Genomic DNA, 24970 nt, shown 5'->3' with positions numbered 1-24970 from the left:
AAGAAGGTAATGGAGAGCGGCGGCATTCACCAGGTGAACGACCCAGAAAGCGGAAATAAATTTTCGACCACTCGTGGTAAACGGTTTTCCAGAAGGGTCCCCGCCGGGCCCTTATGGTAAGATGGCGGCGCCGCGCGAATGAACCGGGAGTTCACCTTGGCCTTTTCCTTCCCCCATACCATCCGTAGGAACGCCTGGGTCCTTTCCCCCTCCGAATGGCTGACCTCGCTGCTTTCCCTCTTCTTCTTCCTATTGTCCCTGGGCGCGCTTTTTGCCGAGGAGCCGGGGGCCCTGGCCGCCTTCGAGCAAGCCGCCTTTTCCACGGCGGTCTGGGTGGGTTGGCTTTACTTCGTGGCGGTGCGGCGGCCGCCCCCCTTCGGCTTTTGGGGACTGGTGCGGGGTTTGAGCCCCTGGTTGGGGCTGGTGCTTTGTTACGGTTTGATGAAGACCCTCGTGCCGGTGATCCATCCCCAGCTCTTCGACGCGACCCTGCGGCAGTTGGACCTGCACCTGATGGGCAAGGGGCCTTCCCTCTGGAACAAGGGATTGATCGGCCGGCCCTTCCTGACGGACCTGCTTTGCCTCTTTTACCTGGGGCTCTTTGCCTGGTTGGTCGGGCTGTTGGCCTTCCATAGCACCGTGCGACGGGCGCTTTATCAGCGTTTCATGTTGGGGCTCATCCTGGTCTATATAGGAGGCTTCAGCGGTTACCTGCTCTATCCGGCCATCGGTCCCCGCTTCGCCTACCCGGAGGAATGGAACTGGCTTTCCGGCGGCGTCATCTTCCAGTGGTCCCAGGTCCTCATCGTCAACCTGGGTTCGAAGTTCGACGTGTTCCCAAGCCTCCACGGGGCCATCTCGGGTTACCTGCTGTTCTGGCAGGCCGCCCATGACCGGCGCAGCCTGATCTGGGGCCTTCCGCTGACCGTCGGCATCTGGCTCTCCACCCTTTTCCTCGGCTTCCATTACCTGCCCGATCTCCTGAGCGGGGGCCTGTTGGCGGCCCTGGCCGCCTGGGGCGGGCCGAAGCTGGAGGTCTTCCTCGGCACCGTCCGCCGGTCCCTGGAACCCCCAAGGGTCTGGCTCCTGAACCTCACCGAAGGGCACGGGGAACATTATGGGAAATTAGCCGGGCGCTTGAGCGAACTGCTGCCCCTCGGGGGCGAGACTTCGCCGGGATTCGTTTGCGGGCGGCAATCGCGCGCGCGGGCCGAAGGGGTGGTGCGTCAGGCCCTGGCGGACCTGGGACCGGGCCCCTATTGGGTGCGCCCCTCGGACGCGTCCGGCTCCAAGAAGAACACCCTCCTGGCCCTCAAGCCCCTTTCCCTGGAACAGACGGTCCGCATGGTCTTCGAGCCTTCCTTGAAGCGCTACTTCCTGGTGCAGAAGGCCCTCAAGGTCTCGGCCCTGGGGGTCTGCCGGTCCTTCCCCTCGAAGGGCCTGAAGCTGACCGACGTGGAGATCCGTATGACCTCATTGCCCTCGGGCGACGTTCTGGAAATGCGCCTCACCCCCCAGAAGAACCTTTTCCGGGGCTTCCTGGAGACCCCCTGGAACTATTTCCCGTCCTCCTTCCCCTTGAAGGGTTTCGAGCTCTTTGACGTGGTCCAATTGACCCGGAAATTGGCCGCCCGTTGGGGGAAATTCACCGAGGTGGAATGGATCCTTTCCGAGGGCCAGGTCTATGTGCTGGACGGCCGGCCGGTCCGGGAAAAGGACTGAGGCGTCCAAACCCCATGCGAATCAAACCCAAGGACCGATCGTCCCACAAAAAGGTAATTCTTCCCGCCGCGCTGGGGCTCCTCAGCCTGGCAGGTTGTGTTTCCATTTACGACAGCAAGGTCCAGGTGGAGAGGCCTGCGGCGGTGGAGTCCTACAACAACCGGAGTCCCCTGGATCGTTGCGCCCCCCATGTCTATCCCCATCGGCTCATCCAGGCCACGGCGGGCGGAGGTTATCCCTACCTGAACGCGGGCGGGGCTTTGATCGATACCCAGGAACAGTTCGACCAGTGGTGGGCGGGGCTTTCGGTCCAGTTGGACCAGGACAAGGTGGTAACGGATAACCTGAAACCGCTCATCGATTGGAGCAAGCAATCGGTCTACATGATCCCCCTCACCCTTAATCCCTGTGAGAAGGTCAAACCTTTCGGGGATGGGATGTCGACCGATTGCTACACGATCACGATCCCCATCTACCGCTGGACCGACGAGGAGAATTGCCAAAAAAATTCGGCCAACATTCCGGTCTTCATCTATATCTATCCCAAGGCGGTAGGCCAGCCGGTCTCGATGGAGTGGCACTATCCCACCCCGACCCCGACCGTTGTACCGGCCTCGAAGTGAGCAGATCGTGATGGAAAAGAGGACCTGGCGGGGTGCCGCCTTGGGCGTCCTGGCGCTGACCACGGTGGGCCAAGCCCGGGCGGGCAACGAGTGGGTGACCTTCCCCTTGGTGGCGGCCGATTACTACGGTTGGGCCTACACCGAATCGTCGCTGGACCACGCGGACATCTATACCTGGAGCACGGCGGGAGTGGACGCGCTGGGGTGGGGGCTCTTCCTGGCGGCGAAGGACTACGACGCGGGGCTCTTTTTGGTGAACGCGGCGGGGGACGCCAAGACCCTTTATCCGGTGGCGACCCTGCTCTGGGCCCCGGAACCGCCGGTGCGGGAGAGGGCCTGGATCGCGCTCGGCACCCATACGGCGACCCTGCTCGCCCTGGAACTCCTGGGCCGGCCGGCCCTTAGCATCCAGACCACCCAGGGACCCCACCGCGACGGCATGGGCCTTTCCTATGCCTTTCGATTTTAAAGGGATCCATCAAGGCTGTTCGAACCACGAAGGCGCGAAGTTCACAAAGTAAGAAATCCCGGTCCACCCCCCAAGATCCTTTGCTTCTCTTCGTGTCTTTGTGGTGAGAGTGTTTTTCCGGTTTTATTCGAGGGGTTGGAAAACCACGGCGCGGTTGGAGGGCCGGGTCATTTCGGCGGCTGGTTCTCCGCGGCGAAGGTGTGGATGCCGCATTCGATCTTGCCGGTCCCGGCCCAACGGCCGCTGCGGGGGTCCTCCCCCAGCTTGACGGGGCGGGTGCAGGTCTCGGGGGAACAGCCGATGGAAAGGTAGCCCTTTTCCCAGAGCGGGTGATAGGGCAGGCCATGTTCCTTGGCGTAGTCCCAGAACATCTTCGAGGTCCAATTCAACAAGGGGCTGATCTTCATCACGCCGTTGCTGTTGGGGACGAGGAACTGCACGTCCTTGCGGGTGACGGCCTGGTTGCGGCGGATGCCGGTGATCCATCCCTTGTAATCGACGATGGCCTTCTCGAAAGGCGCGATCTTGTTCATGGCGCAGCAGGCGTCCGGGTCCCGCTCGTAGAGCTTTCCGTAGCCCTTGAGGAACTCCTCATGGGGGATCTCGGGGGTCAGCTCCCGCAGATTCAACCCCAACTTCTTGACCAGCAGGTCCCGGTGCTCCAGGGTCTCCTTGAAGTGAAAGCCGGTGTTGGTGAAAAGGACGGGGATGTCGGGCTTAATGCGGGTCACCAGGTGGAGCAGGACCGCGCTCTCGACCCCGAAGGACGTGGACATGCAAAGGTCCTGGCCGTATTCCTGGACGGCCCAACGGACCACATCCTGGGCGGTTCGAGCCTCAAAACCTTGGTTCAATTGGTCGATCGTTGCTTGTTCCATGGGGGCATCATAGGTTTCCGGGGAAGGGAAACCAAGGGCCTCGTCCTTTAGCCGGGCCAGCCGGCCTCCAGGGAAGCCTTCATACGGCCCACCAATTGCTGGAGTTCTTTCCGCATTTCCTCCCCAGGCAAGTGCTTGGCCTGTCCGTGGCCGGGAAGCACCCATTCGAAATCGAACCTTGTCAACTTCTCCATGGACTCGACCTGACGACGCCAGGAATACCAGGCCACGCCCTGGGAAGCTCCCAGTTGCTTGCGGCGGCGTCTCCACCAGAGATGGTCGCCGGTGAAGAGGTATTTATCCCGATAGAGAAGGACGCAATGGCCCTCCGTGTGACCAGGCGTGGGGATGATTTTGAAACCGGGGACCGGTCCAAAGACCGATTCGCCGTGCACGAGCACCTCGGCACCGGGTTGGGCGCCCGCGTCCGCTTCGTGGATGATGCGTTTGGCCCCGAACTTTTCGGCGTAACGGGCGGCCTCGGCCACGTCGTCCTGGTGGGTGAGGAAGATGGTCCCGATCCCGCCCATTCGCTCGAATTGCCGCACCAGGTGGGGCAGGAACTTGGGGGAATCGATCAACCAGTTGCCGCCCTCGTGCCGGATGAAATAGCTGTTGCCGCCGAAGGACTTGGGGGAGTTGAAGCCACAGTAGAAGACGCCGTCCTCGATCTCCCGGGGGAAATCCTCCATCACCTCGGCCGAGCGGTTGGGGCCTGTGGTCCCGATCGATCCGGTGGGACAGGCGAGCAGGGCGCGCAGGGCCGAGCGGATCTCCGCCTCGTCCCGGGGCTGGCGCTTCACGAAGGAGTGGTCGCCGCTGTCCTCGAACAGGTCCGGGGCCAATTGACGGCAAGTGTCGCAATCGATGCAGGTCGAATCGACGAAAAATTCCCCTTCGACATTTTCGGCGAGCTTTTTTCGGGGATCGGCCATGGGAACCTTTCGAACGCCAAAATCCTTGGCTAAATACGTTTCACGTTTGTAATTTGCGGATGCGTCGAAAGAAAAACAATCCCACCTTCCCCTAAAGGGCTAGAATAGGGCTCCTTTCGTCAGAAACCGGTGAGGATCCCATGACCCCGACCGCCCTGCTTGAAAATCCTTTGCGCCAAGGCCTTTTTTCCGATCGTACGCCCTTGCCCTGTAGCCTCGTCATTTACGGGGCCTCGGGCGACCTGACCCACCGCAAGCTGGTCCCCGCCCTCTTCGATCTCTACGAAAAGCACCTCCTGCCCGCCTCCTTCTGCCTGGTGGGCATCTCCCGTTCCAAGATGAGCGATGAGGAGTTCAAGGCCAAGCTCAAGGAGTCGCTCCAGAAGAGCGAGCCCCAACTCTCCGACCAGCTTTGGGACAGCTTCTCCCAGAATTTCCACTATCTCGCGGGCGGCTATGACGACCCCAAGGTCTTCCGGACCCTCGCCGAGACCCTGGACCGCTTCGACAAGGAAAAAGGCACCGCCGGCAACCGCATCTTCTACCTTTCCACCCCGCCCAATGTCTTCGAACCCATCATCACCAACCTGGGCGATTCGGGGCTGGCTTCCGAGGAACGGGGCTATTCGAGGGTGGTCATTGAGAAGCCCTTCGGGCACGACCTCGCTTCGGCCCAGGCCCTGAACCGGCATGTGAAGGAGGTCTTCCGGGAACACCAGATCTACCGCATCGACCATTACCTGGGGAAGGAAACGGTCCAGAACCTGTTGGTCATGCGCTTCGCCAACTCCATCTTCGAGCCCATCTGGGACCGGCGCCACGTGGACCATGTGCAGATCACGGCCTCCGAGGACCTGGGGGTGGGTAGCCGGGCGGGATATTACGAGAACTCGGGCATCCTGCGGGACATGTTCCAGAACCATCTCTTCCAGGTCATGTGCCTGATCGCCATGGAGCCTCCGGTGGCCTTCGAGGCCAACGCCATCCGCGACGAAAAGCTCAAGATCCTCAAGTCCATCCGTCCCTTCGACGACAAAAGCCTGAAGCACTGGGCGGTGCGGGGCCAATACGGCCCGGGCTACCTGGCCGGCGAGAAGGTGCCGGGCTACCGGCAGGAGGAGGGGGTTTCCCCCAAGTCCATCACGCCCACTTACGCGGCCCTGAAGATCTTCCTCGATACTTGGCGCTGGCACGGCGTGCCCTTCCTGTTGCGATCCGGAAAGCGGCTCCCCAAACGGGGCACCGAGGTCTCCATCCAGTTCAAGGAACCGCCGAACCTGCTCTTCAAGAACAACGTGAACGAGCTTTCACCCAACGTGCTGGTGGTGCGCATCCAGCCCGACGAGGGAATCACCCTCAAGTTCGAGACCAAGGTGCCCGGCATGACCATGGAAGCCCGGACCGTCAACATGGACTTCCGCTACGGCACCACTTTCGCCGAAGGGACCAGCGAGGCCTACGAGCGGTTGCTGCTGGATTGCATGCTGGGGGACGCCACCCTCTTCATCCGCGGGGACGAGGCCGAGGCGGCCTGGGGGGCGCTGATGCCCGTGCTGAACCATTGGGAGACCACCGAGCCCGAAGGGGAGTTCCCCAACTACGAGGCCGGGAGCTGGGGCCCGGCGGAAGCCGATGCCATGCTGGAGAAGCCCTGGCGCAAGTGGAGAAGGCTCTAACCCCGATCTAATCACCGAGAACTCAGAGAAGACGAAAAAGGAAATTGTTCCGGATTTAAGATCCAAAAGATCTTTTCTCTGTGCCCTCGGGAACTCTGTGGTTCGAAAGCTTTGGAGGTTTTTCATGGGAATTTCAGCCCAAAGCATCGAGAAGGACCTGGCGGACCTTTGGAAACCCCTGGAAGGGGAATCCAAGGACCTGGGACTGCAACGGGTCTATACGACCAACATGGTGGCCTACGCCTCCAACCACGACGAGGGATACCGGGTCGAGCAGATCCTGAACGACCTGGCCGAGAAACAGCCGGGTCGCTACATCCTGGTGCGTCCCGCGGCCGACACCACCGAATCATCCCTGCGCTCCTATGTTTCGGGCCACTGCCTCTTCAACACCGGCAAGGAAAAGCGGGTCTGCTGCGACCTCATCAAACTGGTCGCCCAACCGGGGGTCATCGAGAACCTTTATGGCTTCACCTTTTCCCTCCTCATGCCCGACCTGCCGGTCGAGTTCTGGTGGCCGGGGGACCTCCCCTACGAGAACGCCTATTTCGAGAAGATGGCCCTGGCCTCCAACCGCGTCTGGGTGGATTCCTCCAAGTTCCAAAAGCCCATCCACGCCCTCTCCCGGCTCGCGGCCTTCTGGCACAGCCGGTTCCCCCACTGCTTCCTGGGGGACCTGAACTGGGTGCGCATCCAACGCTGGCGGGCGCTCATCGCCGAGCTTTTCGACGGGCAATGGGCCCCCTATCTCAAGCGGATCCGCAAGGTCACCATCGAGCACGGGTCGGGCAACCAGCCCACCCGAAGCCTCTTCCTGGCCTGCTGGCTGGGCTCCCAATTGGGGTGGAAATACTCGGGGACCCGCATGGCCGAGTTCGCCGACCGGCTGGATTTCGAGACCCCCACGGGCAAGGTGGAGGTCCACCTGAAGCCCGTACCCGTCAATGACGCCCGTTGGGACCGTATCTTCGCCGTTGGTATCGAGACCAATGGGGATAAGCCCGGCCTCTTCACCGTCATCCGGGACTCGGACCCGCATTGCGTCATTGCCCGTACCGAGATCGACCATAAGGTCGGCTTCCAGCGGACGGTCTCCTTCGACCACCTGCACACCAACGAACTGCTGGACCTGGGTCTCAAGCACCTGGAGGACGACCTGGTCTGGCGCCGGGCCCTGGAGATGGTCGGTACCACCCTCATCAAGCCCAAACTGACCCTTTAAAAGACCCGCCACCCTTGGAAAAAACGAGGAGGGGTGCGTAGAATCCGTTGAGGGATGATTTCCTCCTTTGAAGAGAGGGGAGCATGGCCAAGAAGCCCGTAAAAAAGAAGAAGACGCCCGTTCGTAGCGTCAGGAAGGCCGTGAAAAAAGCGGCTTCTCCCCAAGCCTCCACTAAACCCAAAAAGATCGGATTTTTTCCTGAAGTGAAGCTTTTTCCGGACGCGGCCACCTTGGTGCAGGAAGCGGCTCCGCTCTTCATGCAGGCCTCCCGCGACGCCGTGAACGCCCGGGGCCGTTTCGTAGCCGCCCTTTCCGGCGGCACCACCCCCAAAGGCCTGTTCCAGCAATTGACCGAGGAGCCCTACCGCAGCCTCATCCCCTGGGACAAGTGCTTCTTCTTCTGGGTCGATGAGCGCCACGTGCCCTTCGACCACCCGGACAGCAACTACCGCATGACCCAGGAATTCCTCCTGTCCAAGGTTCCCACCCCGAAAGAGAACATCTTCCCCATGACCAACGGGGCCTTGCCGGTCGATAAGGCGGCCAATTCCTACGAGATCAAGATGCGCAAGTTCTTCGGGAGCGGATCCGTGCCGCGTTTCGACCTGTCCCTCATGGGGATGGGGGATGACGGGCATACCGCCAGCTTGTTCCCAAGGGTGGAGCAGTTGAACGAGATGGAAAAATGGGTGGTGGGCTATTACGTGGATGACGCCAAGAAGGACCGGGTCTCGCTGACCTTCCCGGTCTTGAACGCCTCGCGGGAACTGCTGGTCTTGGTCTCGGGGGACAAGAAAGCCAAAATGCTCAAGGAAGTACTGGAAGGTCCCAAGGATCCGCCTCGCTACCCGATCCAATACCTCAGGCCCACCGACGGAAAACTGGTCTTTATGATGGATGCTCCGGCCGCGGCCCTTCTTAAGAAATAACTACCGTTTTTCCCAATCCTCGACCGGTCCGACCACCGAACGGAACGACGGATGGAGCCTTGGGATTCTCGTCATCGACTGGAGCCTCACGGGGTCTCTTTTCCGCAGTTTTTTCCGCAAGTGCTCCCATTCATACTTTATCTGCCCCCGGGTCACAGGGATAAGGTTCATCTTTCCCGCTCTTCGCACCTTATGTCGCGCGAAGGAATACCCGCGCGTCTCCGCTTCTTTCCAAACTTCCAATAAATAGTTGCCGATGGCTTTACGAGGATCCTTCTGAGTCTTGAAGCGGGCGAGTTGGGGATGGTTCTTATAACCTTTGGTCTTTCCCTCCAAAACCTTTTGGGCAAGAAGACCTTCCCGCCAGACGGCCAAGAGGCCTTTTGTGTCCAGATATCGAGGATGAAGGGACCAAAGCCTCAAAAAGCCCTCCAATGAAATCCAACGTAATAATAGATGAGCCAGAGGCCCTGGAAGAAGCCGATGAAGATGAGAAGAGGCTGGGCATGGGTGGTGGTGATCATGGATCCCTGGAAACGATGAGTGGTTCGTTGTCATCGCGAGGAGTGCCCCGTGAATAGCGGGGCGATCACGACGAGGCGACCTCAGTCTAAATATGCCTTTTCCCAAGGAGTGTATTTTGGAACTGAGATTGCTTCGTCATTGGCGAATGCCTAATCGGCGTTCATTCCTCGCAATGACATGGTTATAGGTTCTTTATTGAGTCCTTCGCCGCTTCGACCACTTTTTCCGCGGTGAAACCCAGGTTCTTTAGGGCCACGCCGCCGGGGGCGCTGGCGCCGAAGCGCTCCAGGGTCACGAAGCGGCCTTTGTCCCCGGTCCAGCGGTGCCAGCCGAAACTGGTCGCTGCTTCCACGGCCACACGGGCCTTAACGGAGGAGGGCAGGACTTCTTCTTTATAAGAATCCGATTGGGCGGCGAAGAGTTCCCAGGAGGGGAAGCTCACCACGCGGGCGGCGATCCCTTCCTTTTCCAATAGTTCCTGGGCCTTCACGCAAAGTTGAACCTCGGAGCCAGTGCCCATGAGGATCACTTGGGGTTTTCCACCCTTGGCTTCCGAGAGCACATAGGCGCCCTTGAGGGTGCCCGAGGCCGGGGCCAGCTTGGAACGATCGAAGGTCGGCAAGGCCTGCCGGGAGAAGACCAGGGCGGTCGGCGCATTCTTGCGGTGGAGCGCCGCCAGCCAGGCATAGGCGCTTTCGTTGGCGTCGGCGGGGCGGATCACACAGCCGTTGGGCGTAGCCCGCATGGCGGCCAGGGTCTCCACGGGTTGGTGGGTCGGCCCGTCCTCGCCTTGGCCGATCGAATCATGGGTGAAGACGAAGATGGATTGCACGCCCATCAGGTGGGCTAGGCGGTAGGCGGGCTTCATATAGTCGTTGAACATCAGGAAGGTGCCGCCGAAGGGGATGACACCGCCGTGCAGGGCCATGCCGTTCAGGCAAGCGGCCATGCCGTGCTCGCGGATGCCGAAGTGGAAGATGCGGTTCTTGTATTGGCCCGCCTCGAAATCGCCGCCACCCTCGATGAGGGTAAGGTTGGATTCGGCCAGGTCGGCGGAGCCCCCGAAGAAGAAGGGCACTTCCTTGGCGATGGCATTGAGGACCTTGCTCGAGGCCTGACGGGTGGCCAGTCCCTTCTCGTCGGCGGGGAAGACGGGCAGCTTTTTCTCCAGGTCGGGCGGCAGGTCCTTGGCCAGGGACAGGGTGAATTGCTTGAAACCTTCGGGGTCGGACTTGATCCGGTCCTTGCCGCGGGCGTTCCATTCGGCCTCCAGCTTTTTGCCCTTCTCCACCGATTCGAGGCAGCGCTTCTTGGCCTCCTCCGGCACGTGGAAGGTGGGTTCCTGGGGCCACTTGAAGAAATCCTTGGTCTTCTTGATGTCGTCGGGCGACAGGGGCGACCCGTGCACCTTGGAGTTGTCCTGCAAGGGGCTACCAAAGCCGATGTGGGAGCGGACGGCGATGATCGACGGGCGGGAAGTCTCGGCCTCGGCGGCGGTCATGGCCTTATCGAGCGCCTCTAGGTCGTTGGCATCGTCCACGCGCAGGGTATGCCATCCGTAGGCCTCATAGCGCTTGAGCACGTCCTCGGTGAAGGCCAGCTTGGTGTCGCCTTCGATGGAGATATGGTTGTCGTCGTAGATCACCTTGAGCTTGCCGAGCTTCAAATGGCCGGCCAGGGAAGAGGCCTCGTGGGAAACGCCTTCCTGCACGTCGCCATCGGAGGCGATGACCCAGGTGCGGTGGTCCACCAGGTCCTTGCCGAAGCGGGCGGCCATGATGGCCTCGCCCATGGCGAACCCGACGGCGGTGGCGATACCCTGGCCCAGCGGTCCCGTGGTGGTCTCGACCCCGTCGGTGTGGCCGAATTCGGGGTGACCCGGGGTCTTGCTGCCCCATTGGCGGAATTGTTTCAGGTCGTCCAGGGTCACTTTGTACCCGTGCAAGTGCAAAAGGGCGTAGATGAGCATGGAGCCGTGGCCGGCCGAAAGCACGAAACGGTCCCGGTCCACCCAAAGGGAATTGGCGGGGGAGTGCTTCAGGTGGCGGGTCCAGAGCACGTGGGCGGCGGGGGCCATGCCCATGGGCATACCCGGGTGGCCGGAGCTGGCCTGGCGGGTGGCGTCCACGGCGAGCATCCGGATGGTGTCGACGGCGAGTTGGTCGGCTTGGTCGAAGGGCTTGGACATGACGGGCTCCTTATCGGTCGTTTGGGTCCAGAGATTCTAAGGGATTTCGACGAAAAAAACGTGGGGCCCGGTCAGAAAACGGGAGGGTCGAGGGACTGCCGGCCCCGGAAGCCGCCCTCCAGGCTGTGCCAATGGGTCACCTCGTCCTCACCTTCCTTCCAGCAAAGGAAGATGAGCTCCCGGCCCCGGAGGCTGTAGAAATCCACCAGTCCGGTGTCCAGGTCCTTCAGGTGGGCGCCGCTTTCCTCCAAGGCCGATAGGTCCTCCTCGAAACGCTTGGAGTTGAAGTGAAGGACCTCCATCCACTTGGCCACCGCCGCGTGGCCCTCCTGGGTCAGGACCCCGGGGGCGGAGCTTTGGGTCATCTCCTCGATCTCCACCTGGGCCTGGGCGCGCAGGATCGCCGCCCGCAGTTCCCGGAGGGACTTGAGGGTCAAGCGGACCTGAGGAAGGAGGGCATTGGCCTCCTCCAGGGTCAGGGTCTTGATGCGCAGGTCGTCGTTGGCCATGGGGTCATTGTACCAAGGGCGGGGTCCCATCCCTCCACGCAAAAAGGCGCAGGGAGAGGTTGACATCTATTACTAGTTGCAATAAATTACCAACCATGAAACCCAGCCCCGCCTTCATCCAGGAAAAACTCCAGCGTTTCGAGGAGCTTTGCCGGGAACAGGGACTTCCCCTGACCAGCCAACGACAGGTCATCCTGGAGACGCTGGCCGGCCGGGTGGACCATCCCACCGCCGACCAGGTCTTCGAAGCGGTCGAAGGGCGCCTGCCCGGCCTTTCCCGCACCACCGTTTACCGGGTCCTGGAGACCCTGGTGCGCTTGGGGATCGTGCACAAGGCCAGCCATCTGGGGTCCGCCGCCCGTTATGACCCGAACACTGAGCGGCATCATCATCTGACCTGCCTGCAATGCCATAAGGTGGTGGATCTGGAGGAGGACCGCGTGCGGGAATTGCGCCTGCCCCCGGCCTCCGGAAAAGGTTTCGAGGTCGTGGATTATTCGGTGCACTTCAAGGGCTACTGCCCCGATTGCGCGGGCAAGCGCAGGACCAAGGCGAGGAACTAAGACCCGGGATGGCCGGGGGGTTGAAACCCCGGGGAAGGGTCATCGATACTACCGTCCTCATCCGGATGGTGGGAATAAACACAAGGAGGCGGTTATGGCGGTTCAAGTAGGACAAAAGGCCCCTGATTTCCAGGGCCAAGCGGTGATGCCGAACGGCGAATTCAAGGACATCAAGTTGTCCGACTACAAGGGCAAATGGGTGGTGTTGTTCTTCTATCCCTTGGACTTCACTTTCGTGTGCCCGACCGAGATCAAGGCGTTCAACGAGAAGTACGAGGAGTTCGGGAAGATGAAGGCGGAGGTCATCACCTGCTCCACCGACAGCGTTTATAGCCACAAGGCCTGGCAGGAAGCGGGCCTGGGCAAGCTGAAGTTCCCCCATTTGGCGGACACCGCCCACACGATCTCCCGCGCCTTCGGCGTGTTGATCGAGGATAAGGGCATCGCCCTGCGCGGCACTTTCGTCATCGATCCGGACGGCAACCTGAAGCACGCCACCATCAATGACACGGCCGTCGGCCGTAACGTGGAGGAGACCATCCGCACCTTGGCGGCCTTCGAGACCGGCAAGTTGACCGGATGCGGCTGGACCCCCGGCCAGAAGACGATCAATTAAGTTTCGAGGTTAGAATGAAGGGGACCCCCAAGAGGGGGTCCCCTTTTTTATTGTCCCGATCCATGAAAAGGTCCCGCGAATGCTCATTCTTTCGATCTATTGGTGGTCCCTGGTCGCCTACCTGCTCTTCGTTGCCTGGGACAACACCCTCCTTTTCGAGAAACCGCCCGCCCTGGACAAGGGACGCAAGAAGTGGCCCTTCGTCTCCATCCTGATCCCCGCCCGCAACGAGGAACTACGGATCGAGCCCTGCCTCAAAACCTTGCTGGCCTTGGATTATCCAAGATTCGAATTGATCGTCCTGGATGATCGCTCCACGGATGGAACCCTGGCGTTGTTGAGGAAGCGGGCCCGGAAAGACCATCGGCTGAAGGTGATTTCAGGAACCGAATTGCCCCCGGGCTGGAAAGGGAAGCCCTGGGCTTGCCAGCAGTTGGCAAAAAAAGCCAAAGGGGAATGGTTCTTCTTCACCGACGCGGACACATGGCATCATCCCCACCTCATGAAGCGGTCCATCCAGATGGCTTTGGCGAAAAAAGCGGATGTGCTGACGCTTTTTACCCGGCAGGTCACGGGGACCTGGATGGAAGCGCTGGTGGTGCCGGTCATGGCCTATACGCTCCTGGCCTTCCTACCCGCCCGGTGGTCGCTGCGCAAGGACAGCTTCTTCTCGAAGTTCGCCGGGGTGAGCGGCCAATACATCCTCATCCAAAAGAAGGTCTACCGCGCTTTCGGCGGGCACGAGCGGGTCAAGAACGAGATCGTGGAGGACTTGAACTTCGGCAAGCTCATCGTGCGGGGCGGCTACAAGCTGGTCTATGGCGACGGGTCCGACCTTTCCTTTTGCCGCATGTACACCAATGCCCGGGAGGTCTGGGAGGGTTTTTCAAAGAATTTCTATTCGGCGGTGGCCTTCAACCCGCTTTTCTTTCTTAACGCCCAGGCGGCCCTGCTCCTGGATGGAGTGGCTCCTTTTGTCGCGCTTTGTTTGGGTCCCGATGGCCCGCTCTTCGGACCGGCGCTGGCCATGGTCCTGGTGTCCTTCGGGGTCCGCGCCCTCGAGAGCTTCCGTTATGGCTTCAGCCGCGGATCGGTGTTGTTCCATCCTTTGGGCTGCCTGCTCTTTTCGCTGATCGGGTTCAATTCGGTTTTCTGGCACCTGACGGGCCGGGGCCATTGGAAGGGAAGAAAGATTTAAAACCTACAGGTTGATGCCTTTGATTTTTAAGGCATCAATAAGAACGTTTTGTGATTGGGTCTCCATATTTTGTTTGTAGTTTTTGCAGCAAAATTGAAATACAACCCATAGTGTTTTATTGGCGTCGATAGAGAATTCTTTAAACCCATGCAATGAATCGTCTAAATGTGGGAGAGAAGTGGCGTAATCCATATGAATAGGGCAGACGCATTCTTTAAAAACTCGTCGAATGTCTTTCATTAACAATTCAAGCGGCCAGTATTTCAAATAGAGTTCTTGGAGATCTGGCCGAATAAAAAACTTATGCTCATTTGGTCCAAATAGTCCCATGAAATAACGCTCTTAAGTTAAGACTTGTTAGGTGGGTTCTGCTTTTTCTTGGCGAGTTCCTGTTGGACCATGGAGATCCATTCCTTGACGTCCTTCTTGGGGGTCGGAGGGGTGGGCACCAGGGGCCGGGCGGGCATGGGCACGACGGCCGCGGGTCCGCCGGCCTTGGCCTTTTCCTTGGTCTTCTCCACGTAGGTCTTCTGCAGGTCGTCCAGTACTTCCCTCAGCACCTTTTTTTCCTCGATGTTCAGGTTGCCCGAGGTCTTCTTGATGAGCGAAGTGATCATGTTGATGGTCATGCGGGCGCGAGGAAGGTTGAGATCCTTATCCTTGTAATAGGGGTGCACCAATTCGCCCAGGTCGATCTTGGCCGAGGAGGCCAGCATGACCACCAGGTCGATGAAGTAGTAGTCGGTGGTGCCCCACTCGCGGTTGTCTTTGTAGTTCAACGGTTCCGGCATCAATCCCTCTCGCCGCTGATCATTCGCACCGCCCTCACCCAGGCGTCCCATTCCTTACCGAGGGCCTCTTGGGAACGATGATAGTCTTGTTTTTCGAGGAATTCATTCAATTCCTGGGCGAGCTTTTCCAGGGCTTTCCGCCCCGCCATCGCCAATTCCCTGCGTTTTTCCGTGGACATCTTCTCGTCCAGGGTGCGGGTGAGATGGGGCAGGCAGAGGATGCCCTTTTCGCCAAAGGCCTTGCGCAGCTCCTCCGACTCGTCCCAGGCCAGGGCGAATTCCTTGGTGACGGACAGGTCCCGTTCCTCCTCGGAGACGCAGAGTGGACAAGGCCGCGCGTCCTTCTTCTTGAAGAGCCGTGGCGGGGCGGAGAGCTCCTTCAAGCCCCGGTCCAGCAGGCTCCCGTAGATGACGCCCATCCCCAAGGCCTGGCGCTGGTGCACGCCCATCCAGGCGTGGTGGCGGCAGAAGCCCTTGGAACCGAAGAGCTTGTCGCGGGTGACGGGATCGGTGACGGATTCATCCAGGAGGGAACGCAGGTGCTCATAGGCATAGTTGCGCACGGTGAAGCAAAGGGGGCAACGGTCGGGTTGGAACAGGGACAGGAAACGGTCCGGATCGGCGAAGGACGGCATGCATCAGCCCAAGATGGGGTTCAGAAAAGCTTCCGGGTCCAGATGGAAGGCTTTTTTTCTTCGTTATCGATGCTGGAACGCACCGCGGTGAAACCGCTCACCGGGGAGAGCCCGCCCGTGGGGGGCTTGGGCGACTGGTTCGTGAAGTCTTCCTGGTTCTTCTGCCAGAAGTACCAGCCGATCCCGCCCAAGACGACCAGCACCAGGAACCAGAGGAACCAGTGGGGGCCGCTGGACTTCTTGACCGGCGCCGGGGTGCTTTCCATGGGAGCGGTGTTCTGGGTGGCGGCCGGGGTGATGACCGGGGTGGCATCGGTGGGCGTGGTCACGACGGTGGTGGTGGAGTTGGGGCCCTTGGTGCGGTGGATCTTGGCGGTATAGGACTTCTGGACGTGGGTGCGGATGGAGGTGCCGTTCTCGTCGCCGGTGGAGACGGAGGTCTCGACGGTGGGGGTGGTCTCGGGGTTCAGGACGGTCTCGGGGGCTTTGTCGCTTTGGACGTTCGATTTGCTACCGCAGGCGGGAAGGAGCGCCGCCGACAGCGCCAGAAGGGCTACGAACGAGGCGTTTCTCAGGAAGGTGTTCAAAGGTGTCTCCTCATAGGTATAGCGAATAACGATATTTTACCCGAGGGAAGGACAGGGGGTAAGGAAATACTGGTGTTCGGGGCCATGGGAAGGGCGGACAACTAGAGGTAGAGGTCGGTGAGGGGCGGGAATACTAAATACGAGACAAGAAAGAATCCGGACCCTATGGGCTCGAAACCCACTTGAGAGGGAGGTCAGGACGAAAGAAACAGTCATCACCGGTTCTTCCTGATCGAAACTTTCGTCCGGCCGCCTTGGGCGACCCCGAACCCGAGGGTTCGAATCTTTTGTATGAAAGCCATAGAACGAGGCGCCCTTCGAGCGCCCCTTTCTATGGCGGAGAGGGAGGGATTCGAACCCTCGAGAGGGTGTTACCCCTCCAACGGTTTAGCAAACCGTCGCCTTAAGCCGCTCGGCCACCTCTCCGATCGCTTAAAAAGAGAACTAGATCAAAAAATCAACAGCTAACCAACCGAAAGCGGAAGAGGGGCAGATCCGGACAAAAGAAACATTTATAGTCGTCTCTTCTTGATGGAAACTTTTGTCCCGCCGCTTTTGGCGGCGCCGAACCTACGGTTCTCGTCCTTCAACACACTAAGCCACATGGAAGGGATGGAAAGTCCATTCCTTCCATGTGGCGGAGGGTGCAGGACTCGAACCTGCAAGGGGTTTCCCCCGGTGGATTTCAAGTCCACTGCCTTACCAATTAGGACTAACCCTCCATCTCCGTAAAACACTTACGCTGCAACGAATCGGGATCACCCTCCGAACCCTTGAGCTTTCGAAAGACCCTCTGGTGTCATTCCCGTGTCATTGGCCAACATCCGGACCCGCCTCAAGGCTTCCTTTCGGTCGCCCCGGTCGATGCGGTCGTATCTTCTGAAGACCGCGTGCGTCTTATGTCCCGAGATTGACATGATCGTGGAATCACTGACCCCGGCTTTCCGGAAGTTCGTGACCGCGCAGTGCCGTAAATCGTGGAAATGAAAGTCCGAAATACTAGCACGTTGGCACGCCCGGAGGAAAGCTGTTTTCGGGTCCTTTAGCCCGTGGCCCCGGAAATTGAAGACAAAAGGACTGCCCAAAACTTTGGGAACTTTCCGGAAAAGGTCGATCAAACCCTCGTCCAGCGGTATCTCCCGGGCCTCCTGGGTCTTGGTGTCCTCGGACTTCAAGGTGATGACACCTTCCTTCAAGTCCACCTGTTCCCATTTGAGCCCCGTTATCTCGCCCCGTCTCATGCCGGTGACGTAAGCCACCTGCACGACGGGCCGGTAATGGGGGGAGCAGTTCTCCAAGAGCCTCCGGTATTCCTCGGGGGTCAGCGTCCGATTCCGGGAAGTCTCCCGGAACATCCGCACCCCCACCACCGGGTTCCATTCGATCTTCCGGTCCAAGACCGCCCTACGGGCGATGGTCTTGAGACAGGCGATCTCGCGGTTCAAGGTGGCTCCCTTTAGCGTCTTGCCCTTTGCCTCGGCCTTTTTTTGGCGCTCGGTCAGGTAATCTTCCACCAAGCTTGGCGTCAGGCTTATCAGGGGCCGCCCGCCGAAAAAGGCCTTGAGGGCCTTCACCGAATGGGTGTCCCTTTTGTAGCTTTTTTTCCTCGCCATTGAAAAGGCCAGGAAGGCTTCCGCCGCCTCGTCGAAGCTCACCTGCGGCTTATCGCCCGGCAGGAATTCCCCCGCGACGATCTCCTTGGTGTGCTCCGCCAAGATGCGCTTGGCCTGGGCCAATGGTATCTGGCCCAGCCTTACCCTTTTGCGTCTCCTTAACCCTCCTTCCTTCACGAAGTAATCCAGGAAATACCCCTTGCCGTCCTTGCGGAGGTGTTGGGGCAGTCCATGAACATTAGGTTTGCTCATAACGGCCTCCTAATGTCCCCAGCAGAAGGCATTTTACCAGCCGCCCAAGCCGAAAGGGGGGTCGGTTTTTGGAAGACTTGGTCGAAGACGGAGGCCCAAATCCGGGGGTACTTACCCACCTTTACGGAGGGCAGGAGCCCCGTTTGCCGCCAGTAGCGGACGGTGTTCACCGATACCTTGGCCAGCTCGGCTACCTGCCTTTCCGACAAGAGACAATCCTGGCTTGCAGCCCTACGGTCAGCTTTTCGACGGTCCGCCATATCCGGCCTCCTTGGATGGAAGTTGATAGATACAGATCCCCGAAGGGGATACCTTCAGGGAAAGGTGTGGAAAACCCCGCCCGTCCCATCAGGGACACCACGGGGGGTTTTCCACGGTGTTCGTCTTTCGTCTTAACTCCTAATCCTTCGAGTCCTGCACCCGCAGCCACTTGGTTGTTCAAGAAGCCAGCCCCCACTCCCGAATTCCAGGTCATCTCTATTGATCCTGGGGGAGTGGGGGCTGGCGTCGAAGAACAACCAAACTCCTTGTGGGTGCGGGTGTTCCGGGTCTTTTTCCCTTTAACCGGAATAAAGCTCCGTTGAAACCTCATGCCGTCATCCCTTCCGCCATTGGAACGGCTTCCGGTGCCGCCAAGGACTTCAGGATGGGGTCCTTCACGAAAGGCAGGTAGCCTCCACCCAGCCTGGCCCAGGGCACCCGGCGGAAGGGCAGTCGGTCCACCTTCTCGAAGAAGTTGAACCCCCAGAGGGCAGCCTCCCTGGGGTCTCCCTGGAGGAAGGTGGCCAAGCCGTTCATCATGCGGACGGCGTGGGCCTTGTCCCGGCTGACCACCAAGCGGAAGGCTTCCGGGAAGTCCCGTCTCAGGTTCAGGACCATCCCGGCCATCTTGTCCCGGTTGTAAGCCGAGTGCTCGTATTCCAGGACGAAGGAACAGGCCCGGCCTTCCAGGGTTCCTTCGAAGTAACCGTCCGGGGTACGGTGGTGGACCCTCCGGGGTTTGACCTTGCCTGCCAGGTCCCAGCCCGCCCCGGCCTCCAAAGCCCTCTTCCATTCGAACTTGAGGCCGCACCGCATCTCGTAGTCGGACAACCAGGCCAATCCCTCCAGGCCCCCTTCCGCCTCGATCTGGACCCGCATTGCCACCACCCTCTTGTCGTGCTCCCTCTCAAAGGGGTTGATGTGGGGGGACCGGATCTCGGGGGTGGTCAGGATGCGGGCCAGCCCGGAAAGCTGCTTCAAGGCCTTCCGGGACAGGTAAAAGTAGTTGTCGTCGTTCTGGAACTTCCGGACCCTCAAGACCAGCCCCTTGGCTTCCAGGGCCCGCAAGCGGGAACAGGCGGTTGCGTAGGTCTGTTCGGGGTGGAATTTCCGGTGGAAGAGCCTGGGGGTCATGAACTTATTGGAGTGGAGATAGGCCAGGGTCTCCACGTCCTTGGGTTCCAGGGTGGGGTCAGGCCGCATTTTCGTCCCCCATGCCGCCGTCCTTCCTCTCCTGGGGCTTGTCCCAGGGTTTGGGCTTCATGACCTCTTCCAGGGAGCTTTCGTTCACCAAGCCCCCCGACCTGCGGAAATGGGAGGCCCCAGGCTCATAGGTCTCCGGGACGGGGGAAGCCGGTCTCAGGGAGGCCTCAAAAATGTGGACCCCCGCCGTTCCCACCACCTTCACGATGGCCGCGCCGGGCCGCAAGGCCTTGATGAGGTTGGGGTGGAACCGGAACTTCTCCACCTTGGGTTTGGAATAGCCCGCCATGGTCCCGTCCGACTTGAAGGATTCCACTTGGTAGTCCTGGTCCAGTTCGGTCCCGAATTGCCGGGCAAAGTGTTCCGCCGTTGCCGGGTCGTCCACCCCCAAGACGATCTTGTTCCGGGCCGTGTTCATGACCTGCTCCAGGAACTCCTGGGATATCCCGCTCAAGTCCCCCAGGGATTGGTGGGCCAAAAAGAGGTTCACTTTCGCTTCACGGCATTTGTTAATGAAGTCAATGAAGCGGGGATAGGCCAGGTTGTAGAACTCGTCCAGGAAGACCCGGAAGGGTTTCTCGGGTCGGTTCCGGTAGCGGTCGGCGACCTGTTCGGAGAGGTCCATCATGGCCAGGATGGAGAGCGGCTTGGCGTCGTCGGGGTATTTCGCCGCGTTGGGGGAGAAGAGGAAGATCCGGTCGTTCTTCACGACGTCCTCCATGCGGATGTTGGGGTCCCGGACGTTCAAGAGATGGGCCCACTCGCTGTTGCAGAAGCGCTGGAGCTTGGTCACCAAGCCCGACAGCTCTTCCTGGCGCTGTTTGCCGGGCTTCGTCAGCCATTGGTTGCGGAAGTACCTCGCGTAGGGGGTATCAGGGTGTTTGGCGCAGAACCAATGGATGGTTCGAAAGGTGTCCGTCTCCTCCGTGGCCAGGAGCAGGTCCAGGAAGGTCAGGGTCTTGATCTCCTTCTTCAGGAGTCCCACCAGGTTGTGCAGGAAAGCCTTGCCCAATTCCACGTAATAGGGTTCCGTCCGGGTATTGTCGTAATAGAGGGCGGTGAAGACCCGGTTGGCGATGGCGTCGGGGTTGGAACCGTAAAGGGGGTTGTAGGTATCGGAGCCCCGTGGATCGTCCACGTCAAAGTAGAGGAGGCCTTTGCGGCCTGAATAACTTGAGGTCTTCAGGTAGTAAGCCACGTCCCGACGTAAGTTTCCTTTCACGTCAAAGACGAAGCATCCCAAGCCCTGATGGATGGTCTGCTCAATGAAGGGTTTGATGACGAAATGGGTCTTGCCGGTTCCCGTTCCGCCCACGATCTGGACGTTCATATGGAGGGAGTCGGTCGGGAATCCTTTCCGGCCCGCCTTGTCCACGGTCAGGGGATAAGGTCCCGCGTCCGGTTTTCTCCCGACATCCGCTTTCCAAACGAGACCCCAGGTTCCCAGGATGGTCAAAAGACTTAAGCCCACCCAATAGGGGAGGCCGTACTCAGGGGCGACGTATTCGAGAAGGTCAATGGCCACAGACAAACTAATAGCCACCTTGGTGATGAAGAATATTTTGTCGCTATGGCGGAAATAGAAGGCGGTCGGGTAGGGAAGGCAGGAAAGCAGGAAGAGGAACATCGGGGGCCGGATGACATTGAGGGGGATATTCCCGATGAAACTGGAGGAGCCATCGAACCCCGCGAGATATCGCAGGAGGTCAATGACCAGGAAAAAGAGGGGAGGAGTTAGAACCATCCAAATGATCTGGTTGAAGCTCAGCTTCGAGTCGTTTGACATACCGCACCTGGCTTTCCGGAGACCGCCTCCGTTCCACACTTCCTGGCGGTCCCCGCCAGGTCAGGCTTTGGGAGACTTTCTCCAATCATTGTTGTGGCGCTTATCGGCGTAGTATTCGTCAATGGCCCTCCGAATAAGCTCGGTACGGCTTGACCCGGTTTGTTCCTGCCTGACCCTCAAGAGCTCCACTTGCTGGGGGGTCAAGCGAAGAATGATCCTCAAACCGCCTAGGCTTTTGCGTCCACGTTTTTCTTTCTTCATGGTGGTGAATTTATTCCTTTCGTCGAAATTCGTCAAAACTTTTTCGGTGTTTATCGTATATCAGTTAATGGTTCGAGGCTATAAATTTTCTTTGTATATAAAGGTTTTGGATTTAACGAAGTCTTAATTCGTACATCAATAAGAAAAAAAGTTTTTCAATTAAATTGGGAAAATGAAAAAATCATTGCACACCTATTCCGCAAAGTATTCCGACGACCTTCTTTTGAGAGGAAAAAAACTGTTTGAGGAAAAAGCGAATCGGGAAATGACGATGGGGGAAGTTTTGGAGTGGACTGAAAGTTTAGTTCAATACGGAGAAATAATTATTGAGATGTATCAGAAAGAGATGGTTAAGAAAAAGCCGATCATAGAGCGTCTGGTTCGGATTTTGGTTCTGAGGTTACAGTCTGCCCATCTAGCCAACGAAAGAAACGAAGAAGTCCATCCATGACGTCTACACAAAATCTTGCAGCCACATAAAGGATTTTGGAATAGATGGGGTTAGAAAATGTGGCGGTGGCTTTTAGTTCGGTTCTTTTGCCTGAAACTTCTTCTTGGAATTTATTTTTTGGAAAGCAGTCGCACACAAATTCAATTCCATATTCGAACTCAGCATTTTTAAAGTAAGACATTTCGCCTCCTAGTCAATGTTGTTTTTTTCGTTTTCTTGAAACTATTTTCCCTGCGATTGGTTCCGAGACCAATGGGCTCCGGGCTTTGAGGTACAAATCAAAAAGAAACTCGAACCTCTTTCGGTCGCTTTCAAAAGGTTCCTTTCTATAACATTTTTCTACTTCTCTATCTAACTCGGCATGAGCTTTATTCAAATTGGATGGCATACTTAATGGGTCATAAAGATCGGCCAAATTAGAAGTTGGATGTGATTGTCTTGCAGCAAGGACAGCCTTCGCAGCTTCTTCAACTTTCTCTTGTTGCCTCTCATTGGGATTCTCTGGCCAAGGGAAGTTGTTATAAACCAAACCAACAGAGTACCTGTATCGACTTTCTAATCTCCCGCAAATTTGTCTTACCCATGCCATGTGCATTGTTGAATTCAATATTCCAAAGTGAAAGTAAGTGGCTTCAGGAAGAAAAAGACAACTATCAGCAACAATATTTTCTGGCCCAAAATAGGACATTGGGATATATCTGCGATTTTCGGAACTATGCCTCGGAACAAGAACGAAAGATGTTTTTGGTTGTCGAATTTCTCCAAACAATGACGGGTAAGCAGCGAGCTTTCGAGTCGCTTCTCGGTCGCTCTCCGATCTATACTTTTTTACTAGTTCAATTCTGTTTTTAATCTCTTTTAAATCGTTTATTAGGTTTGGTTCGATATCTTTAAGCCAAATGCACCATCTGGGGATATTCCTGAGAAATTCTTTCGAGCTTAAAAATGGGCGAATAACCTTTTTTGCTTTTGGTTCCTTTTTTATTAAATCATCTTTTTCATCATTGGTTAAAAGGAAGTTTCCATCGTCATTAGGCATGTTACCGAAATACATCTCGGGGATATTTGGGCTTATAGGAGTCTTTCTTTCTTCTATGGCTGTGTCAGGCCCTTCGGAAATATATGGGCTGATATTGCTAACTTCGGTACGAAGGAATCCTTCTTTTTCATCCAACAACTCAAAAATGTATTTGGGTTTCCTCTCGAAAGCACCGAAACCAATGATTACAACATGAACATTTGCTTTTCCTTTTGCCTCGCTTTCCCACGGGAAAGTGCGGTAGCCAAACCAAATTTTAAGACCATATTTTCCAAATAAAGTAGGCCAAAGGATTCCTGGTTGTTCTCCTTGGGATATCGAATTGGTAGAAACGAAACCAACTCCTATTTTTGTATTGTGTATGTATTCGGCGGCCTTCCGGTACCAGCAACAAACATAATCTAGAACACCTGAACCATCGCCTTTTCCAAATACCTTTTCCATGTCGTTTTGTTGATTTTTGTCTCTGGCCTTTTTGCCAACAAAAGGAGGATTTCCTAAAATAAAGCTACATTCTGTGTTTGGCAGTAATTCAGTCCAATCGAAATTAAGAGCGTTTGCACATTTGATATGGGGAGATTGTTTTAAAGGAATTCGAATATATAACTGATGAAAAGCATTCGAAACTTCTTGATTCATTTGGTGATCTGTAAGCCAAAGGGCGACTTCTGCAATGCGTGCTGGCCATTCTGAAAGTTCAATGCCGAACATTTGATCAACATTTACTCGCGAAAGCCTATAAACATCCTCAGAACTCAATACCATTTGATCCATTTGCCCGGCAAAAGCTTCTTTAAGAACTTCCAATTCTAAAAGTCTTAACTCACGATACGTAATAACCAAAAAGTTTCCGCAGCCACAAGCCGGGTCTAAAAACTTCAACCCGGATAACTTCTTTCGGAAATCTTCAAAGCGGCCTTGGCGTCTGGAAGAACGGTCGTTTTTAATCGTATTAAATTCGATGTAAAGATCATCCAAGAACAAAGGGCGAACAATTTTTAAAATGTCTGCTTCGCTTGTATAGTGCGCTCCCTGACCACGTCTCTCTGCTTTTTCCATAATCGATTGAAACATGGAGCCGAAAACGGCCGGAGAAATACGACTCCAATTGAATTTCGCGCAAGAAATTAAAGCATCCCTCATTTGTTTATTGAAATCGGCAAAGGCTAATCTTTCTTTAAACAGGTCGCCATTTACATATGGAAAAGATGCCAAATCTTCATCCAATGATTTTTGACGAGTAGTCTCCGGAGTATTTAATATTTCGAAAAGTCGGTTAAGTTGTGAACCAAGATCGGACCCGTCTTCACGGGTATGATTGAGGATGAATTGGGAGAATAAATTAGGCTCAAATACAAGAGAATCTTCTGCGAACAGGCAAAACAAAATACGAACCAGGAACCTTTCCAGGTCATGACCTTCGAACCCACCGCTTTCTAGCGCCTTATGAAGTTTCCCCATGATTTCAGCTGCTTCAATATTGGCTGGATCTTCCGGGTTCCTTTTGACTGGCTTTTCACCTCGCAAAAAGGCAAAAGAACGAATGTTCTTATTTAAATCCTTTAGCTGAAATTCTTGAGACCCAAAAGTAGCTGGGCTTTCGGATAGTTCTATTGGAACTTTTTTGGAAGGGAGAAGGGAAGGGTCGCTTTCTAAGTCGTAGATAACAAATCGTGAGAAATCGGATATGACTACGAAGCGAGGGATATCATTTTCACGGCCTTCATTAACCAGGTCTTGGATATAGGAAAAGGCCTGGGATGACGCCTTGCTTAAGTCTTTGCCTTTTGATTTGTGTTCGACTAATAGAACGCCTTTCCAAAACAGGTCAATAAAGTGATATTTTCCCTTGATGGTACGAACAGGCTCTTCAAAAGAAGCGACGGTTCGTCTTCTTATTCCAAAAATTTCAAAGAATTCATTCCAAAATGTTTGCGCTTCGCCGTCTTCGCTAGATACATCTTTCCAGTTCCCCGAAAATTTAAGGGCACGGTCACGAATTTCATTCCATGATAGGCGGATCATAAAAGTTCCGAAA

22 protein-coding genes and 2 tRNA genes are annotated in these 24970 nt (G+C 56.9%); 10 read left to right on the top strand and 14 right to left on the bottom strand.

The window, feature by feature from the left end; all coding sequences use genetic code 11:
• The first annotated feature begins 156 nt into the window (after nucleotides 1–156).
• From VHE12_03515 to VHE12_03505, 3 genes are read left to right on the top strand one after another with little or no spacing between them, the layout of a single operon-like run.
• Complete coding sequence (locus VHE12_03515; GenBank protein ID HVZ79850.1) at nucleotides 157–1722, top strand: phosphatase PAP2 family protein; 1566 nt, start codon at nucleotides 157–159, stop codon at nucleotides 1720–1722.
• A gap of 14 nt (nucleotides 1723–1736) precedes the next feature.
• Nucleotides 1737–2345: a hypothetical protein gene (locus tag VHE12_03510; GenBank protein ID HVZ79849.1), complete on the top strand. Its 609-nt coding sequence runs from the start codon at nucleotides 1737–1739 to the stop codon at nucleotides 2343–2345.
• Between the two features lie 10 nt (nucleotides 2346–2355).
• Entirely contained in the window at nucleotides 2356–2814 is a 459-nt protein-coding gene (locus VHE12_03505; GenBank protein HVZ79848.1) for a hypothetical protein, read from the top strand.
• Nucleotides 2815–2981: 167 nt separating this feature from the next.
• On the opposite strand, the gene VHE12_03500 is transcribed toward VHE12_03505, so the two are convergent.
• Nucleotides 2982–3692 carry a phosphoadenylyl-sulfate reductase gene (locus VHE12_03500; protein ID HVZ79847.1) on the bottom strand — a complete coding sequence of 237 codons (711 nt, stop codon included), beginning with the start codon at nucleotides 3690–3692 and terminating at the stop codon, nucleotides 2982–2984.
• 47 nt (nucleotides 3693–3739) lie between these two features.
• On the bottom strand, nucleotides 3740–4627 hold the full coding sequence (locus VHE12_03495) for an MBL fold metallo-hydrolase (protein HVZ79846.1): 888 nt from the start codon (nucleotides 4625–4627) through the stop codon (nucleotides 3740–3742).
• A gap of 140 nt (nucleotides 4628–4767) precedes the next feature.
• Between VHE12_03495 and zwf the strand changes: the two genes are divergently transcribed.
• The 3 genes from zwf (at nucleotide 4768) to pgl (ending at nucleotide 8454) form a co-directional block, all read left to right on the top strand.
• On the top strand, nucleotides 4768–6303 hold the full coding sequence (zwf, locus tag VHE12_03490; protein ID HVZ79845.1) for a glucose-6-phosphate dehydrogenase: 1536 nt from the start codon (nucleotides 4768–4770) through the stop codon (nucleotides 6301–6303).
• Between the two features lie 124 nt (nucleotides 6304–6427).
• Nucleotides 6428–7525: a glucose-6-phosphate dehydrogenase assembly protein OpcA gene (locus VHE12_03485; protein HVZ79844.1), complete on the top strand. Its 1098-nt coding sequence runs from the start codon at nucleotides 6428–6430 to the stop codon at nucleotides 7523–7525.
• An 83-nt stretch (nucleotides 7526–7608) separates the two neighbouring features.
• Complete coding sequence (gene pgl, locus VHE12_03480; GenBank protein HVZ79843.1) at nucleotides 7609–8454, top strand: 6-phosphogluconolactonase; 846 nt, start codon at nucleotides 7609–7611, stop codon at nucleotides 8452–8454.
• On the opposite strand, the gene VHE12_03475 is transcribed toward pgl, so the two are convergent.
• From VHE12_03475 to VHE12_03465, 3 genes are all read right to left on the bottom strand, one after another.
• The gene (locus VHE12_03475; protein ID HVZ79842.1) at nucleotides 8455–8877 is read right to left on the bottom strand and encodes a pyrimidine dimer DNA glycosylase/endonuclease V; all 423 of its coding nucleotides are present in this window, start codon (nucleotides 8875–8877) and stop codon (nucleotides 8455–8457) included.
• A 283-nt stretch (nucleotides 8878–9160) separates the two neighbouring features.
• Entirely contained in the window at nucleotides 9161–11167 is a 2007-nt protein-coding gene (tkt, locus tag VHE12_03470) for a transketolase (protein HVZ79841.1), read from the bottom strand.
• 71 nt (nucleotides 11168–11238) lie between these two features.
• Nucleotides 11239–11676 (bottom strand): DUF2203 domain-containing protein, encoded by a 438-nt coding sequence (locus VHE12_03465; GenBank protein HVZ79840.1) that lies wholly within the window; start codon nucleotides 11674–11676, stop codon nucleotides 11239–11241.
• Between the two features lie 95 nt (nucleotides 11677–11771).
• Between VHE12_03465 and VHE12_03460 the strand changes: the two genes are divergently transcribed.
• The 3 genes from VHE12_03460 to VHE12_03450 all read left to right on the top strand — a co-directional run bounded on the left by VHE12_03460 (nucleotide 11772) and on the right by VHE12_03450 (nucleotide 14053).
• Nucleotides 11772–12239, top strand: coding sequence for a transcriptional repressor (locus VHE12_03460; protein HVZ79839.1), 468 nt, complete (start codon nucleotides 11772–11774; stop codon nucleotides 12237–12239).
• Between the two features lie 94 nt (nucleotides 12240–12333).
• Nucleotides 12334–12855, top strand: coding sequence for a peroxiredoxin (locus VHE12_03455; protein HVZ79838.1), 522 nt, complete (start codon nucleotides 12334–12336; stop codon nucleotides 12853–12855).
• A gap of 79 nt (nucleotides 12856–12934) precedes the next feature.
• The gene (locus VHE12_03450; GenBank protein ID HVZ79837.1) at nucleotides 12935–14053 is read left to right on the top strand and encodes a glycosyltransferase; all 1119 of its coding nucleotides are present in this window, start codon (nucleotides 12935–12937) and stop codon (nucleotides 14051–14053) included.
• 347 nt (nucleotides 14054–14400) lie between these two features.
• On the opposite strand, the gene VHE12_03445 is transcribed toward VHE12_03450, so the two are convergent.
• From VHE12_03445 to VHE12_03410, 8 genes are all read right to left on the bottom strand, one after another.
• Nucleotides 14401–14844 (bottom strand): DUF1844 domain-containing protein, encoded by a 444-nt coding sequence (locus VHE12_03445; protein ID HVZ79836.1) that lies wholly within the window; start codon nucleotides 14842–14844, stop codon nucleotides 14401–14403.
• Nucleotides 14844–15479: a DUF6062 family protein gene (locus VHE12_03440; protein HVZ79835.1), complete on the bottom strand. Its 636-nt coding sequence runs from the start codon at nucleotides 15477–15479 to the stop codon at nucleotides 14844–14846. Before VHE12_03440 ends, VHE12_03445 begins: the two co-directional genes overlap by 1 nt.
• Before the next feature lie 20 nt (nucleotides 15480–15499).
• Nucleotides 15500–16066, bottom strand: a complete 567-nt coding sequence (locus VHE12_03435; protein HVZ79834.1) for a hypothetical protein — start codon at nucleotides 16064–16066, stop codon at nucleotides 15500–15502.
• Nucleotides 16067–16400: 334 nt separating this feature from the next.
• Nucleotides 16401–16492: transfer RNA gene (locus VHE12_03430), tRNA-Ser, on the bottom strand.
• 209 nt (nucleotides 16493–16701) lie between these two features.
• Nucleotides 16702–16788: transfer RNA gene (locus tag VHE12_03425), tRNA-Ser, on the bottom strand.
• 36 nt (nucleotides 16789–16824) lie between these two features.
• Complete coding sequence (locus VHE12_03420) at nucleotides 16825–17931, bottom strand: site-specific integrase (protein HVZ79833.1); 1107 nt, start codon at nucleotides 17929–17931, stop codon at nucleotides 16825–16827.
• Nucleotides 17932–18519: 588 nt separating this feature from the next.
• Nucleotides 18520–19395, bottom strand: a complete 876-nt coding sequence (locus tag VHE12_03415; GenBank protein ID HVZ79832.1) for a hypothetical protein — start codon at nucleotides 19393–19395, stop codon at nucleotides 18520–18522.
• Nucleotides 19385–21181, bottom strand: coding sequence for a TraM recognition domain-containing protein (locus tag VHE12_03410; GenBank protein ID HVZ79831.1), 1797 nt, complete (start codon nucleotides 21179–21181; stop codon nucleotides 19385–19387). The genes VHE12_03415 and VHE12_03410 overlap by 11 nt, the downstream gene beginning before the upstream one ends.
• Nucleotides 21182–21614: 433 nt before the next feature.
• Between VHE12_03410 and VHE12_03405 the strand changes: the two genes are divergently transcribed.
• A complete protein-coding gene (locus VHE12_03405; protein HVZ79830.1) occupies nucleotides 21615–21893 on the top strand; it encodes a hypothetical protein in 279 nt (92 codons plus the stop codon).
• Nucleotides 21894–22086: 193 nt separating this feature from the next.
• Here the strand turns inward: VHE12_03405 and VHE12_03400 are convergent, their stop codons facing one another.
• Nucleotides 22087–24954, bottom strand: coding sequence for a DNA methyltransferase (locus tag VHE12_03400; protein ID HVZ79829.1), 2868 nt, complete (start codon nucleotides 24952–24954; stop codon nucleotides 22087–22089).
• Between the last annotated feature and the right edge of the window lie 16 nt (nucleotides 24955–24970).

The organism is bacterium, assembly GCA_035549195.1.
Lineage (GTDB): Bacteria > Oederibacteriota > Muellerivitia > Muellerivitales > Muellerivitaceae > DASZRK01.
This window is presented reverse-complemented; position numbering and strand designations above follow the sequence as displayed.